Source organism: Auraticoccus cholistanensis, from assembly GCF_009742705.1.
GTDB lineage: Bacteria > Actinomycetota > Actinomycetes > Propionibacteriales > Propionibacteriaceae > Auraticoccus > Auraticoccus cholistanensis.
Genome location: NZ_WPCU01000010.1, coordinates 94,674 through 115,569, shown reverse-complemented (window position 1 = coordinate 115,569; position 20,896 = coordinate 94,674). Strand labels below are relative to the sequence as shown.

The window sequence follows — 20,896 nt, the reverse complement described above, 5'->3', positions numbered from 1 at the left end:
GGGGGGGCGCGCCGTCGGCGCGTCCGGGCGCGGGCACTAGGCTGGGACGTCGCCCTACACCGGAGGAGGAACCGTGCCGTCACCGCGAGTGCTCAAGCTGGCCGACCAGATCAGGGTCATCACCGCGCAGATGCTGGAGCGGCGGATCAAGGACCCGCGGCTGGGGTTCGTCACCGTCACCGACGTGCGGCTCACCGGCGACAGCCGGGAGGCCACCGTCTTCTACACCGTGCTCGGCTCCGAGGCCGACCGGGCCGGCACCGCGGCCGCGCTGGCCTCGGCCACCGGCCTGATCCGCAGCCAGGTGGGCAAGCAGCTCGGGCTGCGCCACACCCCCTCGATCGCCTTCGTGCTGGACGCCGTGCCGGACTCGGCGCGGCACCTGGAGGACCTGCTGGCCGAGGCCCGCTCCGGCGACGAGGCGGTGGCCGCCCAGGCCGCCGCGGCCTCCTACGCCGGGGAGCCCGACCCCTACCGCAAGCCCCGCGAGATCACCGACGAGGACGACGACCTCGACGAGGACGAGCTCGACGAGGACGACGAGCTGGACGGGACCGACGAGCCGAACGCGGACGAGCTGGACGGGGCCGGCGCCGACGACGCCGACCGGCGGTGAGCGCGGACCGGAGCGCACCGACCGGTGTCCTGGTGGTGGACAAGACGCCGGGGCTGACCTCCCAGCAGGTGGTCAGCCGGGTCCGGCGGCTGGCAGGCACCCGCAAGGTGGGTCACGCCGGCACGCTGGACCCGATGGCCACCGGGGTGCTGGTGGTCGGCCTCGGCCGGGCCACCCGGCTGCTCGGCCACCTGATGCGCACCACCAAGGAGTACACGGCCACCATCCGGTTCGGGCAGTCGACGCTGACCGACGACGCCGAGGGGGAGGTCACCGCCGCCGCGGGCGCCGCCGGGCTCGACCTGGCGCAGGTGCGGGCCGCGCTGCCCGACTTCACCGGGGCGATCTCGCAGGTGCCCACGGCGGTGTCGGCCATCAAGGTCGGCGGGGTGCGCTCCTACGCGCGCGTCCGGGCGGGGGAGGACGTCGAGCTGGCCGCCCGCACGGTCACCGTGCACGACTTCACCGCCGACGGCGCCGCCGCGTCGCTGGCGCCGGGCCCCGAGGGCCCCACGGAGGTGCTCGACGTCTCCGTCACCGTGGTCTGCAGCTCCGGCACCTACATCCGCGCGCTGGCCCGCGACCTCGGCGCCCGGTTCGGCACGGGCGGGCACCTCGTCGCCCTGCGCCGCACCCGGGTCGGCCCCTTCGGCCTCGACCGCGCCTGCCTGCTCGACCCCGCACCCGACCCGCTGCCCCTGCTGGACCTCGACGACGTCGCCGCGGAGTGCTTCCCGCGTCTGGACCTGGACGCCGACCGGGCCGCCGGGGTCCGGTTCGGCCGGCCGCTGCCGGGCACCCCGCTGCCCGGGCCGCTGACGGCGGTGTTCGACCCCGACGGCCGCTTCCTGGCGCTCTACACCCCCCGCGGCCACGACGCGGTGCCCGAGGCGGTCTTCGTCTGAGCGGGCACTACGATGACGGGCGGCCGGAGCACGGGTTGGGCGGAGAGGGACGGATGAGCGGGTCGGCAGTCGTGATCGGCACCTTCGACGGGGTGCACACCGGTCACCGCAGGCTCCTCGAGCTGGCCCGCGAGCACCAGCCCGGTGCCCGGGTGGTCGCGGTGACCTTCTGGCCCCACCCGGTGTCGGTGATCCGCCCGGGGGCCGAGCCCCGGCTGCTGTCCGACCCCGCCCAGCGGGACCGGCTGCTGCGCGAGGCCGGCGCCGACGAGGTCGTGGTCGTGCCCTTCAGCGCCGAGATCTCGCGCTGGTCCCCGGCGGAGTTCGTCGACCGGGTGCTGCGGCCGCTGCAGCCGGCCCGCGTGCTGGTGGGGGAGAACTTCACCTTCGGCCACCGGGCCGCCGGGACCGCCGCCACGCTCGCCGAGCTGTTCGGCGACGAGGTGGTGGTGGAGTCGGTGCCGCTGGCCCAGCTCGACGGCCTGCCGGTCTCCTCGACCCGCATCCGCGCCGCCCTGGCCGAGGGCGACCTGGCGACCGCGAACCGGCTGCTGGGCCGTCCCTACTGCTTCCGCGGGGTGGTGGTGGTCGGCGACCGGCGGGGCCGCGAGCTCGGGTTCCCCACCGCGAACCTGCTGGTGCCGGAGTCGATGGCGGTCCCGGGCGACGGCATCTACGCCGGCTGGCTGACCGTCTCCAGCGGCCCCGACGCCGGACGGCACCCGGCCGCGATCTCCGTCGGCACCAACCCCACGTTCGACGGGGTCCAGCGCCGGGTCGAGTCCAACGTGATCGGGCGCACGGACCTGCAGCTGTACGGGCTGGAGATCGAGGTCGAGTTCACCGCCTGGGTCCGCGGCCAGGTCCGCTACACCGGCGTGGACGACCTGGTCGCCCAGATCCGCCTCGACGTCGAGCAGATCCGCCAGGTGCTGCAGGGCTGACTCCCCCCGCCCGGCCCGGTCGCGCTCAGGGCAGCCCGAGCAGCCGTCCCAGCGCGGCCGCCACGGCTCCCGCCAGCACCACCACCAGGAACGGCGCCCGCAGCAGCAGCGCCACCGCCGCCGCGGCCAGGGCGAGCAGCCGCGCGTCCGGGCGCAGCTCCTGACCGGCGGCCACCGCGTTCATCACCGTCAGCGAGGCCAGCAGGCCCACCGTCAGCGTCCCGGCCGCCTGCAGCAGCCAGGGGCGCTGCAGCTTCTCGGCCGGCAGCAGCCAGCCCACCAGCTTGGTGGCGAAGGCGGTCACGCAGGCCACCAGCACCCAGGCCCACAGGTTCACCGCGACCTCCTCCGCACCAGCACCACGTGCATCACCACCGCCACCGCCGCCGCCAGCAGGATCGGCAGCCCGGGCGGCAGCCAGGGGACCGCCACCACGGTCACCAGCACGCAGACCACGGCGACCGCCACCGGGTCCCGTCCCCGCAGCCGCGGCCACAGCAGACCCAGGAAGGCCGCCACGGCCGCCCCGTCGAGCCCCCACGCGCGGGGGTCGCCCAGGGCGTTGCCCAGCAGCGACCCCAGCAGCGTGGACAGGTTCCACAGCACGAAGATGCCCGCGCCCGCGGCCCAGAACCCCCGACGCCGCTCGTCGGGGTCGGTCTGGGCGGAGGCGAGCGCGACGGACTCGTCGATCGTGACCTGGGCGTGGGCGACCTTGTGCAGCAGCCCGCGCGGGGCCAGCAGCGCGTTCATCTGCACCGCGTAGACCGCGTTGCGCAGCCCCAGCAGGGCGGCGGCGGCGGTGGCGGCGGCACCGCTGCCACCGCCCGCCACCACCCCGATGAAGGCGAACTGCGAGCCACCGGTGAACATCAGCGCGCTGAGGGCCTGGGCCTGCAGCACGCCCAGCCCCGCCGTGGTGGCCAGCGCCCCGAAGGAGACGCCGTAGACACCGGTGGCGGCGGCCAGGGTCAGCCCGGCCCGCACGGCGGGGGACTGCAGCATGCTCAGCCCTCGAACCACCCCAGGGGGTGGGGGTCGGCTGTCAGCGTCCGGCGCTCGTGGCGGGGGCGGGCCCAGCGCACCCCGTTGGCCAGCACCCGGCGGACGTCGGGGTGGTGGTAGACGGGGTACTCCTGGTCGCCGGGGGAGAAGTAGAACACCCGGCCGCGGCCACGACGGTAGGTCACCCCGGAGCGGAAGACCTCCCCGCCGGCGAAGGAGGAGACGAAGACCAGCTCGTGCGGGGCCGGGATGTCGAACGGCTCGCCGTACATCTCCTGCTGCGGGATCTGGATCGGGTTCGGCACGCCCTCGGCGATCGGGTGCGTCTCGTCGATGGTCCACACCAGCTCGCGCTCGCCCTCGTTGCGCCACCGCAGCGAGCAGGTCGAGCCCATCAGCCGGGTGAACACCTTGGAGTAGTGGCCCGAGTGCAGCACCACGATGCCCATCCCGGCGTGGACGTGGCGCAGCACCCGCTCGACGACCTCGTCCTCGACCTCGGCGTGACGGATGTGGCCCCACCACATCAGCACGTCGGTCCCGGCCAGCACCTCCTCGGTGAGGCCGTGCTCGGGCTCGGGCTGGGTGGCGGTGCGCACCTGCACCGCGTCCCCCAGCACCTCGCGCAGGCCGTCGGCCACGACGGTGTGGATGCCGTCGGGGTAGTGGGCCAGCACCCGCTCGTCACCACGGGTCTCGTGCTGGAACTCGTTCCAGACGGTGACCCGCAGCGGGGCGGACGCGGTGGGCTGGTTCTCGGTGCTCATCGGACGACCTCGACCTCTCGACGCTCCGCAGCGGAGGAGTAGACGGCGTCGAGCACGCGGCTGCGGTGGAGCGCGAACTCGCCGTAGTGGCCGGTGTGGCGGGGCTGGCCGGCCGGGACCTGCTCGCCCAGGGCGATGGCGGCCAGGAACTCCGCGATCACCGCCTGGTGGTGCCGGCCCGGGTCCGTCAGCCGCGGCCGCGACACCGTGGGTGCGCCCGCCACGTCGGAGTAGAGGGTCAGGGTGTCGGTGGTGGAGTAGTTGTCCACGTGCAGCCGGGCCCCGCCGGTCGCCCCCAGCAGGTCGACCTCGATGTCCTCGTCGGCCTTGGAGTAGGAGGCCCAGGAGGCCTCCAGGTGCAGGCTGGCGCCGTTGTCCAGCCGCAGCAGGGCGCTGGCGAAGTCCTCCACCTCGTAGGGGAAGTCCCGGCGCTCGCTGACGCCGCGGGTGCTGCCGCCGCGCCCGGCCGTCCCCAGCCGGTCGTAGGCCACGGCCGAGACGCTGGTGACCCGGGGCTCGTCGAGCAGGAACAGCGCGATGTCCAGCACGTGGGAGCCCAGGTCGATCAGCGGGCCGCCGCCGGCGGCCGTCCTGCTGGTGAACCACGAGCCCAGGCCCGGGATGCCGGTGCGCCGCATCCAGCTGGCCCGGGAGTGGTAGATGTCGCCGAAGGGCCGCGAGTCGAGGTGGCGGCGCAGCCACTGCACGTCGGTGCGGCGACGGTGGTTGTAGGCCACCTCCAGCACGCGGTCCGCTGCCCGGGCGGCGTCGACCATCTCCTGGGCCAGGTCGCCGTTCACGGCCAGCGGCTTCTCGCAGAACACGTGCTTGCCGCTGCTCAGCGCGGCCACCGCGATCGGGTGATGCAGGTCGTTCGGCACGCCGATGGAGACGATGTCGAGGTCGTCGCGGGCGACCAGGTCCTGCCAGTCGGCGTAGCGGCTCTCGACGCCGCGGGTGTCGGCCAGCTCCGCCAGCCGGGCCGGCTCCTGACCGGCCAGGGCCACCACCCGGGCGCCGGGCAGCGCGGTGAAGGCGTCCAGGTGCGTGGTGCCGGCGAAGCCGAGGCCGATGACCCCGACCCTCAGCTCGTCGGGCGGGGCGGGGTCGCCGGGGAGGGTCGTGGTGGACTCAGACGTGGCCATGGGACGGTGCAGCTCCTCGGTGGTGTTCGACAGGGTGGGCCTTGCGGGCACGACGTTACTCAATCGATGCAGCACCGTGCGACAGGTGGGATTCGCCTGGCTCGGACGCCACTGGTAGAGTCCAGACGATGCCGTTCGATCGGCCGCGGATGCCCAAGGGCTCCTACCCACACCGAGTGGATCCACCAGCAGGCCCCAGCGGTCCGGTGGCGGGAGCGCCGCGCAACGAGACACGAGGGGAGCTCAGCACACATGGACGCTGACACCAAGAACAAGATCATCGAGGAGTACGCGACCCACCCGGGTGACACCGGCTCCCCGGACGTGCAGATCGCGCTGCTCAGCAAGCGCATCGCCCACCTCACCGAGCACCTGAAGCAGCACAAGGGTGACCACCACAGCCGGCGCGGCCTGATGCTGATGGTCGGCCAGCGCCGCCGGCTGCTCAACTACGTGGCGCGCAACGACATCGAGCACTACCGCTCGCTGATCGCGCGCCTCGGCCTGCGTCGCTGAACCCGGGCGGGGGCACGGCGCGAGGCGTCGTGCTCCCGACCCGGTCCCAGCCCGGGCACCACAACTGAACACGGACCCAACCACAGCCGACACCTGCTGGGCCCAGGACCTCGGTCCTCGGTAGTGGCCTTCGGAGCACGGCTCCGCGGGCCTCGATCGAAGACCGGGTCGGGCGCAGGCACGCGTGGTCGGCGCACCACGAGAGGACATCCCCATGGAGGGACCCGACCTGCAGTTCACCGAGGCCGTCATCGACAACGGCAGCTTCGGCACCCGCACCGTCCGCTTCGAGTCGGGCCTGCTGGCCCGCCAGGCGGCCGGCTCGGCCACCGTCTACATCGACGAGGACACGATGCTGCTCTCGGCCACCACGGCCGGCAAGAGCCCCCGCGACTCCGTCGACTTCTTCCCGCTGACGGTGGACGTCGAGGAGCGCATGTACGCCGCCGGGCGCATCCCCGGCTCCTTCTTCCGCCGCGAGGGCCGCCCCAGCGAGGGCGCCATCCTCACCTGCCGGCTGATCGACCGCCCGCTGCGTCCCTGCTTCGTCAAGGGGCTGCGCAACGAGGTCCAGGTCGTCGTCACCGTGATGGCCCTCAACCCCGAGGTGCTCTACGACGTGGTGGCCATCAACGCCGCCTCGATGTCCACCCAGCTGGCCGGGCTGCCCTTCAGCGGTCCGATCGGCGGCGTCCGCATCGCCCTCATCGGCGACCAGTGGGTCGCCTTCCCGACCGTCAGCCAGCTCGAGCAGGCCGCCTTCGACATGGTGGTGGCCGGGCGCGTGACCGCCGACGGCGACGTGGCGATCATGATGGTCGAGGCCGAGTCGACCGAGCACACCTGGGACATGGTCCGCTCGGGCCGCACCGCCCCGACCGAGGAGGTCGTCGGTGCCGGTCTGGAGGCCGCCAAGCCGTTCATCAAGGCCCTGTGCGACGCCCAGGCCGAGCTCGCGGCCAAGCTGCCCGCCAAGGCGGCCGGCAACTTCCCGGTCTTCCTGGACTACACCGACGACGTCTACGACGCCGTGGCCGCGGCCGCGGGCGACGACCTGGCCGGTGTGCTGGCGATCGCCGGCAAGCAGGAGCGCGAGGAGGCGACCGAGGTCCTCAAGGACCGCGTCGTCGGCGAGCTCGCCGGCTCCTTCGAGGGCCGCGAGAAGGAGCTCACCGCCGCCTTCCGGGCGCTGACCAAGAAGCTGGTCCGCCGCCGGGTGCTGACCGAGAAGGTCCGCATCGACGGCCGTGGTCTCACCGACATCCGCACCCTGTCGGCCGAGGTCGACGTGATCCCGCGGGTGCACGGCTCGGCGCTGTTCCAGCGCGGGGAGACCCAGATCCTCGGCGTCACCACGCTGAACATGCTCGACATGGAGCAGAAGCTGGACACGCTGGCGCCGGAGAAGTCCAAGCGCTACATGCACAACTACAACTTCCCGCCCTACTCCACCGGTGAGACCGGCCGGGTCGGCTCGCCGAAGCGCCGCGAGATCGGCCACGGCGCGCTGGCCGAGCGGGCCCTGGTGCCGGTGCTGCCGGCGCGTGAGGAGTTCCCCTACGCCATCCGGCAGGTCTCGGAGGCGCTCGGCTCCAACGGCTCCACCTCGATGGGCTCGGTCTGCGCGTCCACCCTGGCCCTGCTGAACGCCGGTGTGCCGCTGCGCGCCCCGGTCGCCGGCATCGCCATGGGCCTGATGAGCGAGGAGATCGACGGCGAGACCCACTACGTCGCGCTGACCGACATCCTCGGCGCCGAGGACGCCTTCGGCGACATGGACTTCAAGGTCGCCGGCACCCGGGACTTCATCACCGCCCTCCAGCTCGACACCAAGCTGGTCGGCATCCCGGCCAGCGTGCTGGCCGGTGCGCTGATGCAGGCCCGCGACGCCCGCCACACCATCCTGGACGTCATGAACGAGGCGATCGACGCCCCGGACGAGATGAGCCCCTTCGCCCCGCGGATCATCACCGTCACCATCCCGGTCGACAAGATCGGCGAGGTGATCGGCCCCAAGGGCAAGGTCATCAACCAGATCCAGGACGACACCGGCGCCAACATCAGCATCGAGGACGACGGCACCATCTACATCGGTGCCGACAACGGCGAGGCCGCCGAGGCCGCCCGGGCCATGGTCAACGCCATCGCCAACCCGACGATGCCCGAGGTCGGCGAGCGCTACCTCGGCACCGTGGTCAAGACGGTCGACTTCGGCGCGTTCGTCTCGCTGCTGCCCGGCAAGGACGGCCTGCTGCACATCAGCAAGCTGCGCGAGCTCAACGGCGGCCAGCGGGTCAACAACGTCGACGACGTGGTGAGCGTCGGGCAGAAGATCCAGGTCGAGATCGCCGAGGTCGGCGACCGCGGCAAGCTGTCGCTGGTCCCCGTGGTCGAGGAGGCCGCCGCCGAGGCCGCCTCGGCCGAGGCGCCTGCCGAGGCCTGAGCCCAGCAGGAGTGACCGACACCACCCACACGAGGGCCGCAGCCGCGCACCTCGGCGGAGCAGTCCGCCGCACGGAGCTCGGCTGCGGCCTTCGTGTCGTCACCGAGGACGTCCCGGGCAGCCACACCTTCTCGGTCGGCTTCTTCGTCCGGGTCGGCTCCCGGCACGAGACCGAGCACCTGCACGGCGCCTCGCACTTCCTCGAGCACGTGCTGTTCAAGGGCACGCGACGCCGGGCCGCGGAGGAGATCTCGGCCGCGATCGAGCAGGTCGGCGGCGACATCAACGCCTACACCGCGCGGGAGCACACCTGCTTCTACGCGCGGGTGCTGGCCGAGGACGCCGAGCTCGCCTGCGAGGTCCTGGTCGACATGCTGACCGGCTCGCTGGTCCGCAGCGAGGACGTCGAGGCCGAGCGCGAGGTGATCCTGGAGGAGATTGCCATGCACGCCGACGAGCCGGCGGAGGTGGCCTCCGACCTCGTCGCCGCCCGGCTCTTCGACGGCCACCCGCTCGGCCGCCCGGTGATCGGCAGCCCCGGCTCGATCCGGGCCCTCACCCGCGACCAGGTGGTCTCCTTCTGGCGGCGCCACTACCGGCCGAGCTCGCTGGTGGTGGCCGCCTCCGGCCGGGTCGACCACGACGCCCTGGTGGAGTGGCTGCGCCCGCTGGACGAGGTCAGCCAGCCGCACCGCGCCCGCCGGACGGCAGCCCCGCCACGGGCGCACCGGCCGGGGGTGTCGGTGCTGCGCCGACCCACCGAGCAGTGCACCGTCTCGGTGGCCTTCCCCGGCTTCGGCGTGTTCGACGACCGCCGCTACCCGCTGGGGGTGCTGGGCACGGTGCTCGGCGGCGGCATGTCCTCGCGGCTCTTCGTCGAGGTGCGCGAGCGCCGCGGGCTCACCTACGCGATCGACGCCGGCGAGCTCACCTACTCCGACGCCGGCGTGTTCACCATCGAGTTCCAGTCCACGCCCGACCGGGTCGACCAGATCCTGTCCCTGGTCCGCGACCAGCTCGCCGAGGTGGTCGCCCACGGCGTCACCGACGACGAGCTGGCCCGCGCCAAGGGCCAGCTCCGCGGCCAGACCGTGCTCGCCTACGAGAGCCCGGCCGCGCGGATGTCGCGGCTCGGCGGCAGCGAGCTCAGCGGCGACACCCGGACCCTCGCCGACCTGCTGGCCGGCTACGACGCGGTGGACGGCGAGGACGTCCGTGCCGTCGCCCGCGAGGTGCTGGCCGAGCCGCCGTTCGTGGCCGTCGTCGGTCCGGCCGTGCAACGGCGCCGGCTGGAGCGGCTGGTGCAGGGTTGGGTCCAGCACGTCCACCCCGGGAAGGAGCAGTCATGAGCCCTGCAGCACCGACGTCGAGGCTGCCGGTGGCCGTCCTCGGCGCCCCCGGCCGGATGGGGGCCGAGACCGTGCGGGCGGTGGAGTCCGCCGGCGACCTGGAGCTGGTGGCCGCACTCGGGCGCGGGGACGACCTCGAGCGCGCCGCGCAGGCCGCCGTCGTCGTCGACTTCACCCGTCCCGACGTGGTGATGGACCACGTCCGCTGGTGCGTGCAGCGCGGGATCTCGGCCGTGGTGGGCACCACCGGGTTCACCGAGGAACGGCTGGCGCAGGTCCGCGGCTGGCTGCGGGAGCAGCCCGGCACCGGGGTGGTGGTCGCCCCCAACTTCTCGGTGGGGGCGGTGCTGATGATGCACTTCGCCGAGCAGGCCGCCCGCTTCTACGAGTCGGTCGAGGTGGTGGAGCTCCACCACCCCGACAAGGTCGACGCGCCCTCCGGCACGGCGGTGCGCACCGCGGAACGGATCAGCGCGGCCCGTGCCGAGGCCGGCGTCGCCGCACCGCCGGACGCCACCAGCCAGGAGCTGCCTGGCGCCCGCGGGGCCGACGTGGCCGGCATCCGGGTGCACGGGGTCCGGCTGCGGGGGCTGGTGGCCCACCAGGAGGTGCTGTTCGGCGACCAGGGCGAGACCCTCACCGTCCGCCACGACTCCTTCGACCGCTCCTCCTTCATGCCCGGCGTGCTGGCCGCCGTGCGGCAGGTCCGCGACCGCCCGGGGCTGACGGTGGGGATCGAGCCCTTCCTCGGGCTGGGGTCCTGACGTGGCCGCAGGCTCCGCGCGCGGGGTGGCACGGCTGGTCGTCGGGATGCTGGTGCTGGCCCTGCTCGCGGTGGGGCTGGTGGTCGCGGACCGGGTCGCCGAGGGGGTGGCCGAGGACCGGGCCGCGGCCCAGGTGCAGCACGCCCTCGGCACCGCCGTCCCGCCGCAGGTCGACGTCACCGGCACCCCCTTCCTGACCCAGCTGCTCGCCGGGGAGCTCGAGCGGGTGAAGGTCAGCAGCGGGGCCACCACCGTGGGCTCGGGGGCGCAGCAGCTGAGCGTGGAGCGGCTGCAGCTCGACCTGCAGCAGGTGCGCTCCTCCGACGGCTTCACGACCTCGGTGGCGGGCCGGCTCGACGGCAGCGCCGACGTCGGCTACGCCGAGATCAGCCGGCTCGCGGGTGAGCCGGTGTCGCCGGGCGAGGTCACCGACGCCGGCACCCGCTGGGTGGTGGCGCACGACGCCGAGCTCTTCGGGGTCGACGTGCCCATCGAGGTGAGCGGGCTGCCGGTGCTCGACGGCGCCTACGGCCGCCAGCTCGTGCTCACCGACGTACGGCTCAACGTGGCCAGCTACGACATCCCCGACGCGCTGGCCGAGAGCATCACCGCCGCCGTCGTGCGGCCCGTCCCCCTCGAGCTGCCGCTGGGGCTCGGCGCGGACGCGCTCCGCTCCACCCCGGAGGGGATGAGCCTGGACTTCAGCGGCACCGACGTCGACCTGTCCACCGCCGGCTGACGCCCGCGGCCCGGGCCGCGGTTTGGTCGCCGGCGCGACGGGATACCGGGGGAGCAACGGCTCGCTCCAGGGCCCCGGCACCGAGGAGGCCCATGGCGCAGACGCAGGCCCACGCCTGGTTCACCCCCCGCGGACGGCGGTCCGAGCCGCCGGTCGCGCTGCCCGGGACGTACCGGGTCCAGCACGACTCCCGGCTGCTCGCCACCCACGTGCGGGGGGCGGCCGCCGGACGACGCGTGCTGGACGTGTGCACCGGGACCGGCTTCCTGGCCCTGGTCGCCGCCCACGCCGGCGCCCGCTCGGTGGTGGCGGTCGACCTCGCCCTCCGGTCGGTGCTCAGCGCCCGCCTCAACGCGGCGCTGTGCGGGGCCCCCGTCCGCGTCCGCCGCGGCAACCTGTTCGCCCCGGTCGCCGGCTCGCAGTTCGACCTGGTCGTCTGCAACCCGCCCTACGTCCCCTCCCCGAACGACGTGCTGCCCCGGCACCGCACGGCCCGGTGCTGGGACGGCGGACCGACGGGCCGGATGGTGCTGGACCGGTTCTGCGCCGGCGTGGGGGAGGTGCTCTCGCCCGAGGGGCGGGTGGTGCTGGTGCAGTCGACCGTGACCGGGGTGCGCGAGACCCTGCAGCAGCTGGCGGAGCAGGGCCTGGACGCCGAGGTGGTGCAGGAGCAGGTCGTCCCCTTCGGACCCGTGATGACCCAGCGCCGGCAGTGGCTGCGGGAGCAGGGGCTGCTGACGCCTGAGGAGCAGCAGGAGACACTGGTGGTCGTGGAGGGTCGACGGCGGTGAGCGGAGGAGGAACGGTGCCAGCGGAGGACCCCGGACGACGCCGGGTGGTGGTGGCCGACGACGGGCCCGTGCTGGTCGAGGGCCCGGTCGAGATCGACCTGCCCGACGGCAGCAGCGTGCTCGCCGACCGTCCGGTGGTCGCCGTGTGCACCTGCCGGCGCAGCAGCATCTACCCGCTCTGCGACACCAGCCACCGCGGCCGCCGCCGCCGACGGAAGGAGAACCCGTGACCACGACCCTGCCGCCCGCCGCCGAGCGCCTCGACCGCCCGAGGTTGCCGGCCCCGCGCGGCGAGCTGTCGGCGGCCGTCTGCGACCTGCTCCGCGGCGGCACCGGCTCCTTCCCCGAGGTGACGCCCTCCGACCCCTTCGGGCACGACCTGCAGCTCGCCCTGGCGCTGACCTCGGAGCTGCACTACCGCGGCTTCGAGGGCGTCGACGACGACCTGGAGTGGGCCCCGGCCGTGGTCGCCGCCCGGCACGCGATGGCCGACCACTACCTCGCCGCGCTGCGCGCCGAGCTCCCCGGCGGGGACGACCTCGACGACGTGGTCGCCGACCTGCTGGTCGAGCCGGCCGACGGCACCGGCATCAGCTACCACCTCGCCGGCGAGGGCACCGCCGCGCAGTTCGCCGAGTACGTCGCCCACCGCGCCCACTACCACCGCAAGGAGGCCGACCCGCAGTCGTGGGTCGTGCCCCGGCTGCAGGGGGCGGCCAAGGCCGGGCTGGTCACGGTGCAGCACGACGAGTACGGCGCCGGACGCGCCGCCGCCATGCACTCCACGCTCTTCGCCGACATGATGACCGAGCTCGGCCTCGACCCCACCTACGGCGCCTACCTGGACCGCACCAGCCGCTGGGTGCTCGCCGAGGTCAACCTGCAGACGCTGTGCGGGCTGCGCCGGAGCCTGCGCGGGGCCTCGGTGGGGCTGTTCGCCCTGGTGGAGCTGACCTCCTCGCCGGGGTCCGCCCGGCTGGTGCGCGCCGCCCGCCGGCTGGAGCTGGGCCCGGCCACCGAGCGGTTCTACGCCGAGCACGTCGAGGCCGACGCGGTCCACGAGCAGGTGCTGCGACGCGACGTCCTCCGCCCGCTGCTCGCGCTGGAGCCCGAGCTCGCCGCCGGCGTCGTGCTCGGCCTGCAGGCGGGCAGCTACGTCGGCGACCGGTTCTCCGAGGAGCTGCTGGCGCACTGGGCCGAGGGACGTCCCAGCCTCACCCTCGACGCGGCCTGAGACCGGCCGGCGGCCCGACCCGGCGGTCAGCGCCGCGGCAGCTCGACCGTGCCGGTGACGACCGGGGTGACGGCGCCACCGATCCAGGTGCCGTCGTCCTCCTGGCGCACGTGCACCCGGCCCGCCCGGCCGAGCCGGGTCCCCTGGGCCGCGGTGTAGCGCGCGGGCAGCCGGCCGCTGCCGATCAGCCACTGCGCGATGCCGGCGTTGAGGCTTCCGGTCACCGGGTCCTCCACCAGCCCGCCCTCGCCCACCAGCCCGCGCACCTCGACGTCGGCCGGTCCGCCGGCCGGGTGCGGCCCCACCAGCCCGACGTCCAGCCCGGTCAGCGGCACGGGGTCGGGCTCGACGGCGAGGACCTGCTCGGCGTCGGCCAGCCGCACCCCGATCCAGCTGGGCCCGTTGACGATCCACACCACCTCGAGCAGGGCCTCCGGCGGCAGCCGCAGCCCCCGGGCGACCCGCTCGCGCAGCTCGGCGTCCACCGGCTCGTGGCGCAGCAGCTCCGGGGCCCGGAAGGCCAGCAGCTCGCCGTCGCGGCGCACCGGGACCAGCCCGGCCCCGCACTCCTGCACGACGACCTCACCGGCCGGCACCCCGCCGGCGGCCAGCCAGGCGGCGGCCGAGCCGAGGGTGGGGTGGCCGGCGAAGGGGAGCGCGCGGGCGGGGGTGAAGATCCGCACCCGGTAGTCCGCCCCGGGCACGGTCGGCGGCAGCAGGAAGGTCGTCTCGGACAGGTTCGTCCAGCTCGCGAAGGAGCGCATGGTCTCCTCGTCGACCCCCTCGGCGGCCAGCACGACGGCCAGCGGGTTGCCCGAGACGGCCCGGCCTGGGGAGCCGAAGACGTCGACCTGGCGGAACGGGTGCGTGCTCAACGGGATTCCTCCTGCGGGTCGGGGGACGGCGTGATGTCGGTGTGCAGGCGCACCTGGCGCAGCCGCACCGTGCCGTCCTCGGCGCCGAGCTCGCGGTGGGCCCCGTCGGGTGCCCAGCCGGCCTCCACCAGGAAGCGGCGCAGGGCGTCGTCGTCGCTGGCCAGCCAGCAGCGGGCCCGGCTGAAGCCGTCGGCCCGCAGCGTGTCCACGCAGGCGTGCAGCAGCCGCGACCCGTGCCCGCGCCCCACTGAGACGGGGTCGACCACGAACTCGCCGACCTCGCCGTCGGAGCCCTGCTCGGCGTCGGAGTCGGTGCTGGGCAGGGTGGTGGCGAAGCCCACCACACCGCCGGAGCCGTCGACGGCCACCAGCACCCGGCACCGGGCCAGCGGCGGGCGGGCGATGGCGTCCTCCCAGCCGGCCACCATGGCCGCCAGGTCGATGCCGGCGAGCGCCGCCGCGCCCACCTCGCCGCGGGCGGCCCAGGCGCGGCGCTGCAGGGCGGCCAGCTGGGCCGCTTCGGCGGGCAGGGCCAGACGGACCGAGTCGGCGGTGCGGGAGGTCACGACCGCCGATCCTAGTGACCGGCGCCCGCGGGGAGGCACGGGCGGGGGGCCCCGGCTCGGTAGGGTGGCCCGGTGATGAGTGCTGCACTGCGAACACCCCCTCGGCTGGCCCGTGACACCCTCCGGGTCATCCCGCTCGGCGGGCTGGGCGACGTCGGCCGCAACATGGCCGCCCTCGAGATCAACGGCCAGCTGCTGCTGATCGACTGCGGGGTGCTCTTCCCCGAGGAGCACCACCCCGGTGTGGACCTGATCCTGCCCGGCTTCGACGCCATCGCCGACCGCCTCGACGACGTGGTCGGGCTGGTGCTGACCCACGGTCACGAGGACCACATCGGCGCGGTGCCCTACCTGCTGCGTCAGCGTCGCGACATCCCGCTGATCGGCAGCCGGCTGACCCTGGCGCTGCTGCGCGAGAAGCTGAAGGAGCACCGCCTCCGCGACACCGACTACCGGGTCGTCGAGGACGGCCAGCGCCTGGTCCTCGGCGAGTTCGACTGCGAGTTCGTCGCCGTCAACCACTCCATCCCCGACGCGCTGGCGGTCTTCCTGCGGACGGCCGCCGGCACCGTGCTGCACACCGGCGACTTCAAGCTCGACCAGCTGCCGCTGGACGGCCGGCTGACCGACCTGCGCGCCTTCGCCCGGCTGGGGGAGGAGGGCGTCGACCTGTTCATGGTGGACTCCACCAACGCCGAGGTGCCCGGTTTCACCACCGCCGAGCGCGACATCGCCCCGGCGCTGGAGCGCGTCTTCGCCACCAGCAGCCAGCGGCTGATCGTCACCTCCTTCGCCTCCCACGTGCACCGCATCCAGCAGGTGCTGGACGCCGCCGTGCGCCACGGCCGCAAGGTCGTCTACGTCGGCCGGTCGATGGTGCGCAACATGAAGGTGGCCGCCGACCTCGGCTACCTCAAGGTGCCCGCCGACACGCTGGTGGAGCTGCGCGACATCGAGAACTACCGCCCCGACCAGGTGGTCATCGTCTCCACCGGCTCCCAGGGCGAGCCGCTGTCGGCGCTGTCGCGGATGGCGAACCGGGAGCACCCGGTGATCGACCTGGTGCCGGGGGACACCGTGCTGCTGGCCAGCTCGCTGATCCCGGGCAACGAGAACGCCGTCTACCGCGTCATCAACGGGCTGGTCCGCCTCGGCGCCAACGTGGTGCACAAGGGCAACGCGATGGTGCACGTCTCCGGCCACGCCAGCGCCGGGGAGCTGCTGTACTGCTACAACATCGTGCGGCCCCGCAACGTGATGCCGGTCCACGGCGAGTACCGCCACCTGATCGCCAACGCCGACCTGGCGGTGGCCACCGGTGTGCCCCGGGAGCGGACCCTGGTGGCCGAGGACGGCGCCGTGGTCGACCTGGCCCAGGGCCGGGCGCGCGTCGTCGGCCAGGTGGACACCGGCTACATCTTCGTCGACGGCTCCACCGTGGGCGACATCTCCGAGACCTCGCTGACCGACCGGCGGATCCTCGGCGAGGAGGGGTTCATCTCGGTGCTGGCCGTGGTCAACACCCGCAGCCAGCGGCTGATCACCGGCCCCGACATCCACGCCCGCGGCTTCAACGAGGACGAGACGATCTTCGCCCCCGTCGCCACGCAGATCACCAAGGCGCTGGAGGAGGCCCTGGCCGACGGCGTCACCGACCCGCACCGGCTGCAGCAGGTGATCCGCCGCACCATCGGGCGCTGGGTCAGCAGCTCCTACCGGCGCCGGCCGATGATCGTCCCCCTGGTCGTCACCGTCTGAGACCCGTCGCGTCCCCGGCCGGTCGAGGCGGGCCCGGGACGCGGAAGGGCCCGCCCCCACCGAGGTGGGAGCGGGCCCTTCCGGAACCTGGTCAGCGGGTCAGCGCGAGACCTTGCCCGCCTTCAGGCAGGAGGTGCAGACGTTGACGCGCTTCGGGGTGCCGGCGACGACGGCCCGCACCCGCTGGATGTTCGGGTTCCAGCGACGGTTGGTCTTCTTCTTCGACCAAGGGACGTTGTGCCCGAAGCCCGGGCCCTTGGCGCAGACGTCACAAACGGCAGCCACTGGATCTTCTCCTCGTGAGGACCGCTCGGGGTGAGCGGCACAGGTCGAACTCGCGGTGCGAGTGGGTGTACACGTGTGGTGGTCCCGAACCGGGAACCGGTCAAGCGTAGCCGACGGCCACCACGGAAGCCTAATCTGCGCGTCCGCCACCCCCGCGGCCGCCGCCGGTGGGGGTGCTGCTCGCTAGGGTGCGCCGTGTGAGTGCACCGAGCCGCGGGTGGCACACCGACGCCTACGCCCGGCTGAACACCCGGGTGGAGAAGGTCGTCGGCGGAGCCACCGCGAAGCGGCTGGCCGCCTGGCGGATCGAGACCGTCGGCGACCTGCTGCGCCACCTGCCCCGACGCTACTTCGCCGGCCACGAGACCAGCGACCTGGCCTCCCTGGTCCCCGGGGAGGAGGTCGCGGTGATGGCCGTGGTGCGCCGCAGCGGGGTGAAGGAGTTCGGCGGGCGGCAGGGGACCCGCTCCCGGCTGGAGGTGACCATCACCGACGGCACCAGCGAGCTCGACCTCACCTTCTTCGGCAAGCCGTTCCACACCAGCTTCTGGCACAAGCAGCTGCCGCCCGGCGCCCGCGGCATCTTCGCCGGCAAGGTCGGCAGCTTCCACGACCGGCCCCAGCTCACCAACCCCGACTACGTGGTGGTGGACGAGGACGGCCGCTTCGTCGCCGGGCAGAAGCGCAACGAGGCGCTGACCCAGGTCGGCCACGGCGGGCTGATCGGGCTGTACCCGGCCTCGAAGCAGCTGCCGACCTGGAAGGTCGCCGAGTGCGTCCAGCTGGCCCTCGACGCCGTCGGGGAGCTGCCGGACCCGCTGCCGGAGTGGGTCCGCCGCCGCCTCGACGTGCCCGACCTGACGACCGCGCTGCGGGCGGTCCACCAGCCGCGCGACCGCGACGAGGTCGCGCCCGCCCGCCGCCGGCTGGTGCTGGACGAGGCGCTGGCCATGCAGGTCACGATGGCGCTGCGCCGGGCCGAGGCGGCGGCCGAGCCCAGCGTGCCGCGCCCTCGCCGCCCGGACGGCCTGCTCGCCGACTTCGACGCCGCCCTGCCGTTCACCCTGACCGCCGGTCAGCAGCGCGTCGGCGAGGAGATCTTCGCCGACCTGGCCCGCGACGTACCGATGCAGCGGCTGCTGCAGGGGGAGGTCGGCTCGGGCAAGACGCTGGTGGCGCTGCGGGCCATGCTGGCGGTGGTGGACGCCGGTGGGCAGAGCGCCCTGCTGGCCCCCACCGAGGTGCTGGCGGCCCAGCACCACGCCACCCTGACCCGGATGCTGGGCGACCGCGCCGCCGCCGGCACGCTCACCGCCGCCGAGCACGCCACCCGCGTGGTGCTGCTGACCGGGTCGATGTCGGCGGCGCAGAAGCGGGCCGCCATGCTCGAGGCCGCCAGCGGGCAGGCCGGGATCGTGGTCGGCACCCACGCCCTGCTCTCGGAGAAGGTCCAGTTCGCCGACCTCGGGCTGGTGGTCGTCGACGAGCAGCACCGCTTCGGCGTCGAGCAGCGGGCCGCGCTGACGGCCAAGGCGAGCAGCCGCCCGCACCTGCTGGTGATGACCGCCACCCCCATCCCGCGCTCGGTGGCGATGACGGTGTTCGGCGACCTGGAGGTGAGCACGCTGTCCGAGCTGCCCGGCGGGCGGGCGGAGGTCAGCACCGTGGTGGTCGACGAGCGCGCCCACCCCGGCTGGGTGGCGCGGGCCTGGCAGCGGGTGGTGGAGGAGGTCGCCGCCGGCCGGCAGGCGTTCGTGGTCTGCTCGCGCATCTCCGAGTCCGACCGCTCGGCCGAGGCCGTGGCGGTCGACGTCGAGGAGGACACCGCCCCGCCGCGGACGGTGCAGGACCTGCACGCCGAGCTGGTGGCCGGGCCGCTGTCGGGGCTGCGCGTGGAGGTGGTCCACGGCCAGCTGCCGGCGGAGGAGAAGGACGCGGCGATGGCCCGCTTCGCCGCGGGGGAGAGCGACGTGGTGGTGGCCACCACGGTCATCGAGGTCGGGGTGGACGTGCCCAACGCCTCGGTGATGGTGGTCAGCGACGCCGACCGCTTCGGCATCTCCCAGCTGCACCAGCTGCGCGGGCGGATCGGCCGCGGCGCTCACCCGGGCGTCTGCCTGCTGCTCACCACGGCCGCCCCGGACTCCGAGGCGCGGGCCCGGCTGGACGCCGTCGCCGCCACCCGGGACGGGTTCGTGCTGGCCGACGTCGACCTCGAGCAGCGCCGCGAGGGCAACGTGCTCGGCGCCCGGCAGTCCGGCGCCCGCTCCAGCCTGCGGCTGCTGCAGGTGATCCGCCACGCCGACGAGATCGGCCTGGCCCGCGAGGTCGCCGAGGAGTGGGTGGCGCGGGCCGGGGCGGACGACCCCGCGCTGGCGGACATGCGGGCCCAGATCGAGCTGCTGGCCGAGCCCGAGTGGTTGGAGCGCACGTGAGCCGCATCATCGCCGGACGCCACGGCGGGCGCCGGATCGAGACCCCCGACGGCCCGCACACCCGGCCCACCACCGACCGGGTCCGGGAGTCCTTCTTCTCCGCGCTGGCCTCCTGGGCCGGGACCGCCGACGAGCCGGTGGACCACTGGTTCGACGGGCTGGCCTTCCTCGACCTGTTCGCCGGGTCCGGCGCCGTCGGGCTGGAGGCCGCCAGCCGGGGCGCGTCGACCGTGCTGCTGGTCGAGCGGGACCGGGCGACGGCCGAGCTGTGCCGACGCAACGCCGCCGCCCTCGGCGTGCCCGCCCGCGTCCGCACGGCCGCCGTCCGCACCCTGCTCGCCGAGCGGGCGCCGCAGCCCTTCGACGTGTGCTGGTTCGACCCGCCCTACGCGCTGCCCAGCACCGAGCTGGACGAGCTGGTGGCGGCCGTGCTGGCCGGCGGCTGGCTGGCCCGCAACGGCGTGGTGGTGCTCGAGCGCGCCCGCCGCGCCGACCCGCCCCGCTGGCCGGCGGGGCTGGAGAGCTGGTCGCGCCGCTACGGTGAGACCGTCCTGCACTGGGCCCAGCCCGGCGAGGACGGGCCGGTGCCGGCCGGTCCCCACGGAGCCGGCGAACCCCGAGAACCCGAGGAGTCCTGACATGCGTGCCATCTGCCCCGGGTCCTTCGACCCCGTCACGCACGGGCACGTCGACGTCGTCCGCCGCGCCACCGGGCTGTTCGAGGAGGTGGTCGTCGCGGTCGGGGCGAACACCAGCAAGTCGGCCCTGTTCAGCCCGGCCGAGCGGGTGGAGATGCTGCAGGAGGTGCTGGCCGACGTCGAGCGGGTCCGGGTCACCACCTTCTCGGGGCTGCTGGTCGACTACTGCCGCGAGCACGGCATCGGCACCGTGGTGAAGGGGCTGCGCTTCGCCGCCGACTTCGACTACGAGCTGCAGATGGCCCAGATGAACTCCCGGCTGTCCGGGCTCGAGACGGTGCTGCTGCCCACCTCGCCGCAGTGGGGCTACGTCTCCTCCAGCCTGGTCCGCGAGATCGCCCGGCTGGGCGGGGACGTCTCGGCGTTCGTGCCGCCGGCCACCGCGCGGCGGGTGGCAGGATTGGCGTCCTCGCCGGAGGGCGGGTAACATCGGGCGACGGTTACGACGCTGTCGTGCCGCCGTGTGTGAAAGGCTCCCGCGATGACTTCGCTGCACAACCCGTTGGACCCCCGGTCGGGGCTGGTGATCAGCACCCACGACCTCGGTCGCCAGCAGGGCCGCATGCTCGAGGTCAGGCGGACGGTCGACGCACCCGACGACCTCGGCAGCGGCGTGATCGGAGTACCACCCGGATCACCGGTCAGTCTCGACCTCAGGCTCGAGAGTGCCGGCGACGGGGTCCTGGTCACCGGAACCGTCGAGGTCACGGTCGCGGGGGAGTGCGCACGGTGCCTGACGGCCATTTCGGAGCGGTCCGAGCTGGAGCTGATGGAGCTGTTCCTCTACCCCGAGCGTGAGCCCGACGACGAGGAGGCCAGCCGGCTGGAGGGCGACCTGCTCGACCTCGAGCCGCTGCTGCGGGACACGGTGGTGCTCGACCTGCCGTTCACGCCACTGTGCCGGGAGGACTGCGCCGGTCTGTGCCCGCTCTGCGGGCAGGACCTCAACGCGGACCCCGAGCACGACCACGGGGAGCAGACCGACTCCCGCTGGGGCGCGTTGGCGGGCTGGCAGGACACGACCGGTACGAATTCTTCGACCACGGAAAACAGGGAGTAAG

General features: G+C 74.1%; 23 protein-coding genes. 16 read left to right on the top strand and 7 right to left on the bottom strand.

Features of this window, described 5'->3' with window-relative positions; all coding sequences use genetic code 11:
• Window positions 1-130 precede the first annotated feature (130 nt).
• Genes rbfA through GC722_RS14080 form a run of 3 tightly spaced genes read left to right on the top strand, consistent with a single transcriptional unit; the run spans window position 131 to window position 2,465 of the window.
• The gene (rbfA, locus tag GC722_RS14090; protein WP_231747920.1) at window positions 131-616 is read left to right on the top strand and encodes a 30S ribosome-binding factor RbfA; all 486 of its coding nucleotides are present in this window, start codon (window positions 131-133) and stop codon (window positions 614-616) included.
• Complete coding sequence (gene truB / locus GC722_RS14085) at window positions 613-1,521, top strand: tRNA pseudouridine(55) synthase TruB (protein WP_331715022.1); 909 nt, start codon at window positions 613-615, stop codon at window positions 1,519-1,521. Before rbfA ends, truB begins: the two co-directional genes overlap by 4 nt.
• A 53-nt stretch (window positions 1,522-1,574) precedes the next feature.
• A complete protein-coding gene (locus tag GC722_RS14080; protein ID WP_156611235.1) occupies window positions 1,575-2,465 on the top strand; it encodes a bifunctional riboflavin kinase/FAD synthetase in 891 nt (296 codons plus the stop codon).
• Window positions 2,466-2,490: 25 nt separating this feature from the next.
• Here GC722_RS14080 and GC722_RS14075 read toward each other — a convergent pair whose 3' ends face one another.
• Genes GC722_RS14075 through GC722_RS14060 form a run of 4 tightly spaced genes read right to left on the bottom strand, consistent with a single transcriptional unit; the run spans window position 2,491 to window position 5,382 of the window.
• On the bottom strand, window positions 2,491-2,802 hold the full coding sequence (locus tag GC722_RS14075) for an AzlD domain-containing protein (protein WP_331714855.1): 312 nt from the start codon (window positions 2,800-2,802) through the stop codon (window positions 2,491-2,493).
• On the bottom strand, window positions 2,799-3,470 hold the full coding sequence (locus GC722_RS14070; RefSeq protein WP_156611233.1) for an AzlC family ABC transporter permease: 672 nt from the start codon (window positions 3,468-3,470) through the stop codon (window positions 2,799-2,801). Before GC722_RS14070 ends, GC722_RS14075 begins: the two co-directional genes overlap by 4 nt.
• A gap of 2 nt (window positions 3,471-3,472) precedes the next feature.
• A complete protein-coding gene (locus GC722_RS14065) occupies window positions 3,473-4,237 on the bottom strand; it encodes a ThuA domain-containing protein (protein ID WP_197430171.1) in 765 nt (254 codons plus the stop codon).
• A complete protein-coding gene (locus tag GC722_RS14060) occupies window positions 4,234-5,382 on the bottom strand; it encodes a Gfo/Idh/MocA family protein (protein ID WP_156611231.1) in 1,149 nt (382 codons plus the stop codon). The genes GC722_RS14065 and GC722_RS14060 overlap by 4 nt, the downstream gene beginning before the upstream one ends.
• Window positions 5,383-5,634: 252 nt before the next feature.
• On the opposite strand from GC722_RS14060, the gene rpsO reads away from it, so the two are divergent.
• The 8 genes from rpsO to GC722_RS14020 all read left to right on the top strand — a co-directional run bounded on the left by rpsO (window position 5,635) and on the right by GC722_RS14020 (window position 13,218).
• Window positions 5,635-5,898 (top strand): 30S ribosomal protein S15, encoded by a 264-nt coding sequence (gene rpsO, locus GC722_RS14055; RefSeq protein ID WP_156611229.1) that lies wholly within the window; start codon window positions 5,635-5,637, stop codon window positions 5,896-5,898.
• Window positions 5,899-6,112: 214 nt separating this feature from the next.
• Window positions 6,113-8,341 (top strand): polyribonucleotide nucleotidyltransferase, encoded by a 2,229-nt coding sequence (locus GC722_RS14050; protein WP_156611228.1) that lies wholly within the window; start codon window positions 6,113-6,115, stop codon window positions 8,339-8,341.
• An 11-nt stretch (window positions 8,342-8,352) separates the two neighbouring features.
• Window positions 8,353-9,690, top strand: coding sequence for a M16 family metallopeptidase (locus GC722_RS14045; protein ID WP_156611225.1), 1,338 nt, complete (start codon window positions 8,353-8,355; stop codon window positions 9,688-9,690).
• Window positions 9,687-10,454 (top strand): 4-hydroxy-tetrahydrodipicolinate reductase, encoded by a 768-nt coding sequence (gene dapB / locus GC722_RS14040; RefSeq protein ID WP_156611223.1) that lies wholly within the window; start codon window positions 9,687-9,689, stop codon window positions 10,452-10,454. The genes GC722_RS14045 and dapB overlap by 4 nt, the downstream gene beginning before the upstream one ends.
• Before the next feature lies 1 nt (window position 10,455).
• The gene (locus tag GC722_RS14035) at window positions 10,456-11,193 is read left to right on the top strand and encodes an LmeA family phospholipid-binding protein (protein ID WP_156611222.1); all 738 of its coding nucleotides are present in this window, start codon (window positions 10,456-10,458) and stop codon (window positions 11,191-11,193) included.
• Between the two features lie 92 nt (window positions 11,194-11,285).
• Entirely contained in the window at window positions 11,286-11,984 is a 699-nt protein-coding gene (locus GC722_RS14030) for a HemK2/MTQ2 family protein methyltransferase (RefSeq protein ID WP_156611221.1), read from the top strand.
• A gap of 14 nt (window positions 11,985-11,998) precedes the next feature.
• Window positions 11,999-12,214 carry a CDGSH iron-sulfur domain-containing protein gene (locus GC722_RS14025; protein WP_331714854.1) on the top strand — a complete coding sequence of 72 codons (216 nt, stop codon included), beginning with the start codon at window positions 11,999-12,001 and terminating at the stop codon, window positions 12,212-12,214.
• Window positions 12,211-13,218 (top strand): iron-containing redox enzyme family protein, encoded by a 1,008-nt coding sequence (locus tag GC722_RS14020; protein ID WP_331714853.1) that lies wholly within the window; start codon window positions 12,211-12,213, stop codon window positions 13,216-13,218. Before GC722_RS14025 ends, GC722_RS14020 begins: the two co-directional genes overlap by 4 nt.
• Before the next feature lie 26 nt (window positions 13,219-13,244).
• On the opposite strand, the gene GC722_RS14015 is transcribed toward GC722_RS14020, so the two are convergent.
• Window positions 13,245-14,093 carry a PhzF family phenazine biosynthesis protein gene (locus tag GC722_RS14015; RefSeq protein ID WP_156611219.1) on the bottom strand — a complete coding sequence of 283 codons (849 nt, stop codon included), beginning with the start codon at window positions 14,091-14,093 and terminating at the stop codon, window positions 13,245-13,247.
• Window positions 14,090-14,659, bottom strand: a complete 570-nt coding sequence (locus GC722_RS14010) for a GNAT family N-acetyltransferase (RefSeq protein WP_331714852.1) — start codon at window positions 14,657-14,659, stop codon at window positions 14,090-14,092. The genes GC722_RS14015 and GC722_RS14010 overlap by 4 nt, the downstream gene beginning before the upstream one ends.
• A 75-nt stretch (window positions 14,660-14,734) precedes the next feature.
• On the opposite strand from GC722_RS14010, the gene GC722_RS14005 reads away from it, so the two are divergent.
• Window positions 14,735-16,417 carry a ribonuclease J gene (locus tag GC722_RS14005; protein ID WP_156612005.1) on the top strand — a complete coding sequence of 561 codons (1,683 nt, stop codon included), beginning with the start codon at window positions 14,735-14,737 and terminating at the stop codon, window positions 16,415-16,417.
• 99 nt (window positions 16,418-16,516) lie between these two features.
• Here the strand turns inward: GC722_RS14005 and rpmB are convergent, their stop codons facing one another.
• Complete coding sequence (gene rpmB / locus GC722_RS14000) at window positions 16,517-16,702, bottom strand: 50S ribosomal protein L28 (RefSeq protein ID WP_331714851.1); 186 nt, start codon at window positions 16,700-16,702, stop codon at window positions 16,517-16,519.
• Window positions 16,703-16,899: 197 nt separating this feature from the next.
• On the opposite strand from rpmB, the gene GC722_RS13995 reads away from it, so the two are divergent.
• From GC722_RS13995 to GC722_RS13980, 4 genes are read left to right on the top strand one after another with little or no spacing between them, the layout of a single operon-like run.
• Window positions 16,900-19,137, top strand: a complete 2,238-nt coding sequence (locus tag GC722_RS13995) for an ATP-dependent DNA helicase RecG (RefSeq protein WP_331714850.1) — start codon at window positions 16,900-16,902, stop codon at window positions 19,135-19,137.
• A complete protein-coding gene (rsmD, locus tag GC722_RS17850; RefSeq protein WP_331714849.1) occupies window positions 19,134-19,775 on the top strand; it encodes a 16S rRNA (guanine(966)-N(2))-methyltransferase RsmD in 642 nt (213 codons plus the stop codon). The genes GC722_RS13995 and rsmD overlap by 4 nt, the downstream gene beginning before the upstream one ends.
• Before the next feature lies 1 nt (window position 19,776).
• A complete protein-coding gene (gene coaD / locus GC722_RS13985; RefSeq protein ID WP_156611214.1) occupies window positions 19,777-20,262 on the top strand; it encodes a pantetheine-phosphate adenylyltransferase in 486 nt (161 codons plus the stop codon).
• A 54-nt stretch (window positions 20,263-20,316) separates the two neighbouring features.
• Window positions 20,317-20,895, top strand: coding sequence for a YceD family protein (locus GC722_RS13980; protein ID WP_156611212.1), 579 nt, complete (start codon window positions 20,317-20,319; stop codon window positions 20,893-20,895).
• Window position 20,896: the final 1 nt, after the last annotated feature.

Bases quoted from the DNA above. Each gene is read 5' to 3' on its own strand.
- rbfA (WP_231747920.1), top strand. From the start codon at position 131: ATGCTGGAGCGGCGGATCAAGGACCCGCGGCTGGGGTTCGTCACCGTC.
- GC722_RS14080 (WP_156611235.1), top strand. From the start codon at position 1,575: ATGAGCGGGTCGGCAGTCGTGATCGGCACCTTCGACGGGGTGCACACC.
- GC722_RS14070 (WP_156611233.1), bottom strand. From the start codon at position 3,470: ATGCTGCAGTCCCCCGCCGTGCGGGCCGGGCTGACCCTGGCCGCCGCC.
- GC722_RS14065 (WP_197430171.1), bottom strand. From the start codon at position 4,237: ATGAGCACCGAGAACCAGCCCACCGCGTCCGCCCCGCTGCGGGTCACC.
- GC722_RS14060 (WP_156611231.1), bottom strand. From the start codon at position 5,382: ATGGCCACGTCTGAGTCCACCACGACCCTCCCCGGCGACCCCGCCCCG.
- rpsO (WP_156611229.1), top strand. From the start codon at position 5,635: ATGGACGCTGACACCAAGAACAAGATCATCGAGGAGTACGCGACCCAC.
- GC722_RS14050 (WP_156611228.1), top strand. From the start codon at position 6,113: ATGGAGGGACCCGACCTGCAGTTCACCGAGGCCGTCATCGACAACGGC.
- dapB (WP_156611223.1), top strand. From the start codon at position 9,687: ATGAGCCCTGCAGCACCGACGTCGAGGCTGCCGGTGGCCGTCCTCGGC.
- GC722_RS14030 (WP_156611221.1), top strand. From the start codon at position 11,286: ATGGCGCAGACGCAGGCCCACGCCTGGTTCACCCCCCGCGGACGGCGG.
- GC722_RS14005 (WP_156612005.1), top strand. From the start codon at position 14,735: ATGAGTGCTGCACTGCGAACACCCCCTCGGCTGGCCCGTGACACCCTC.
- coaD (WP_156611214.1), top strand. From the start codon at position 19,777: ATGCGTGCCATCTGCCCCGGGTCCTTCGACCCCGTCACGCACGGGCAC.
- GC722_RS13980 (WP_156611212.1), top strand. From the start codon at position 20,317: ATGACTTCGCTGCACAACCCGTTGGACCCCCGGTCGGGGCTGGTGATC.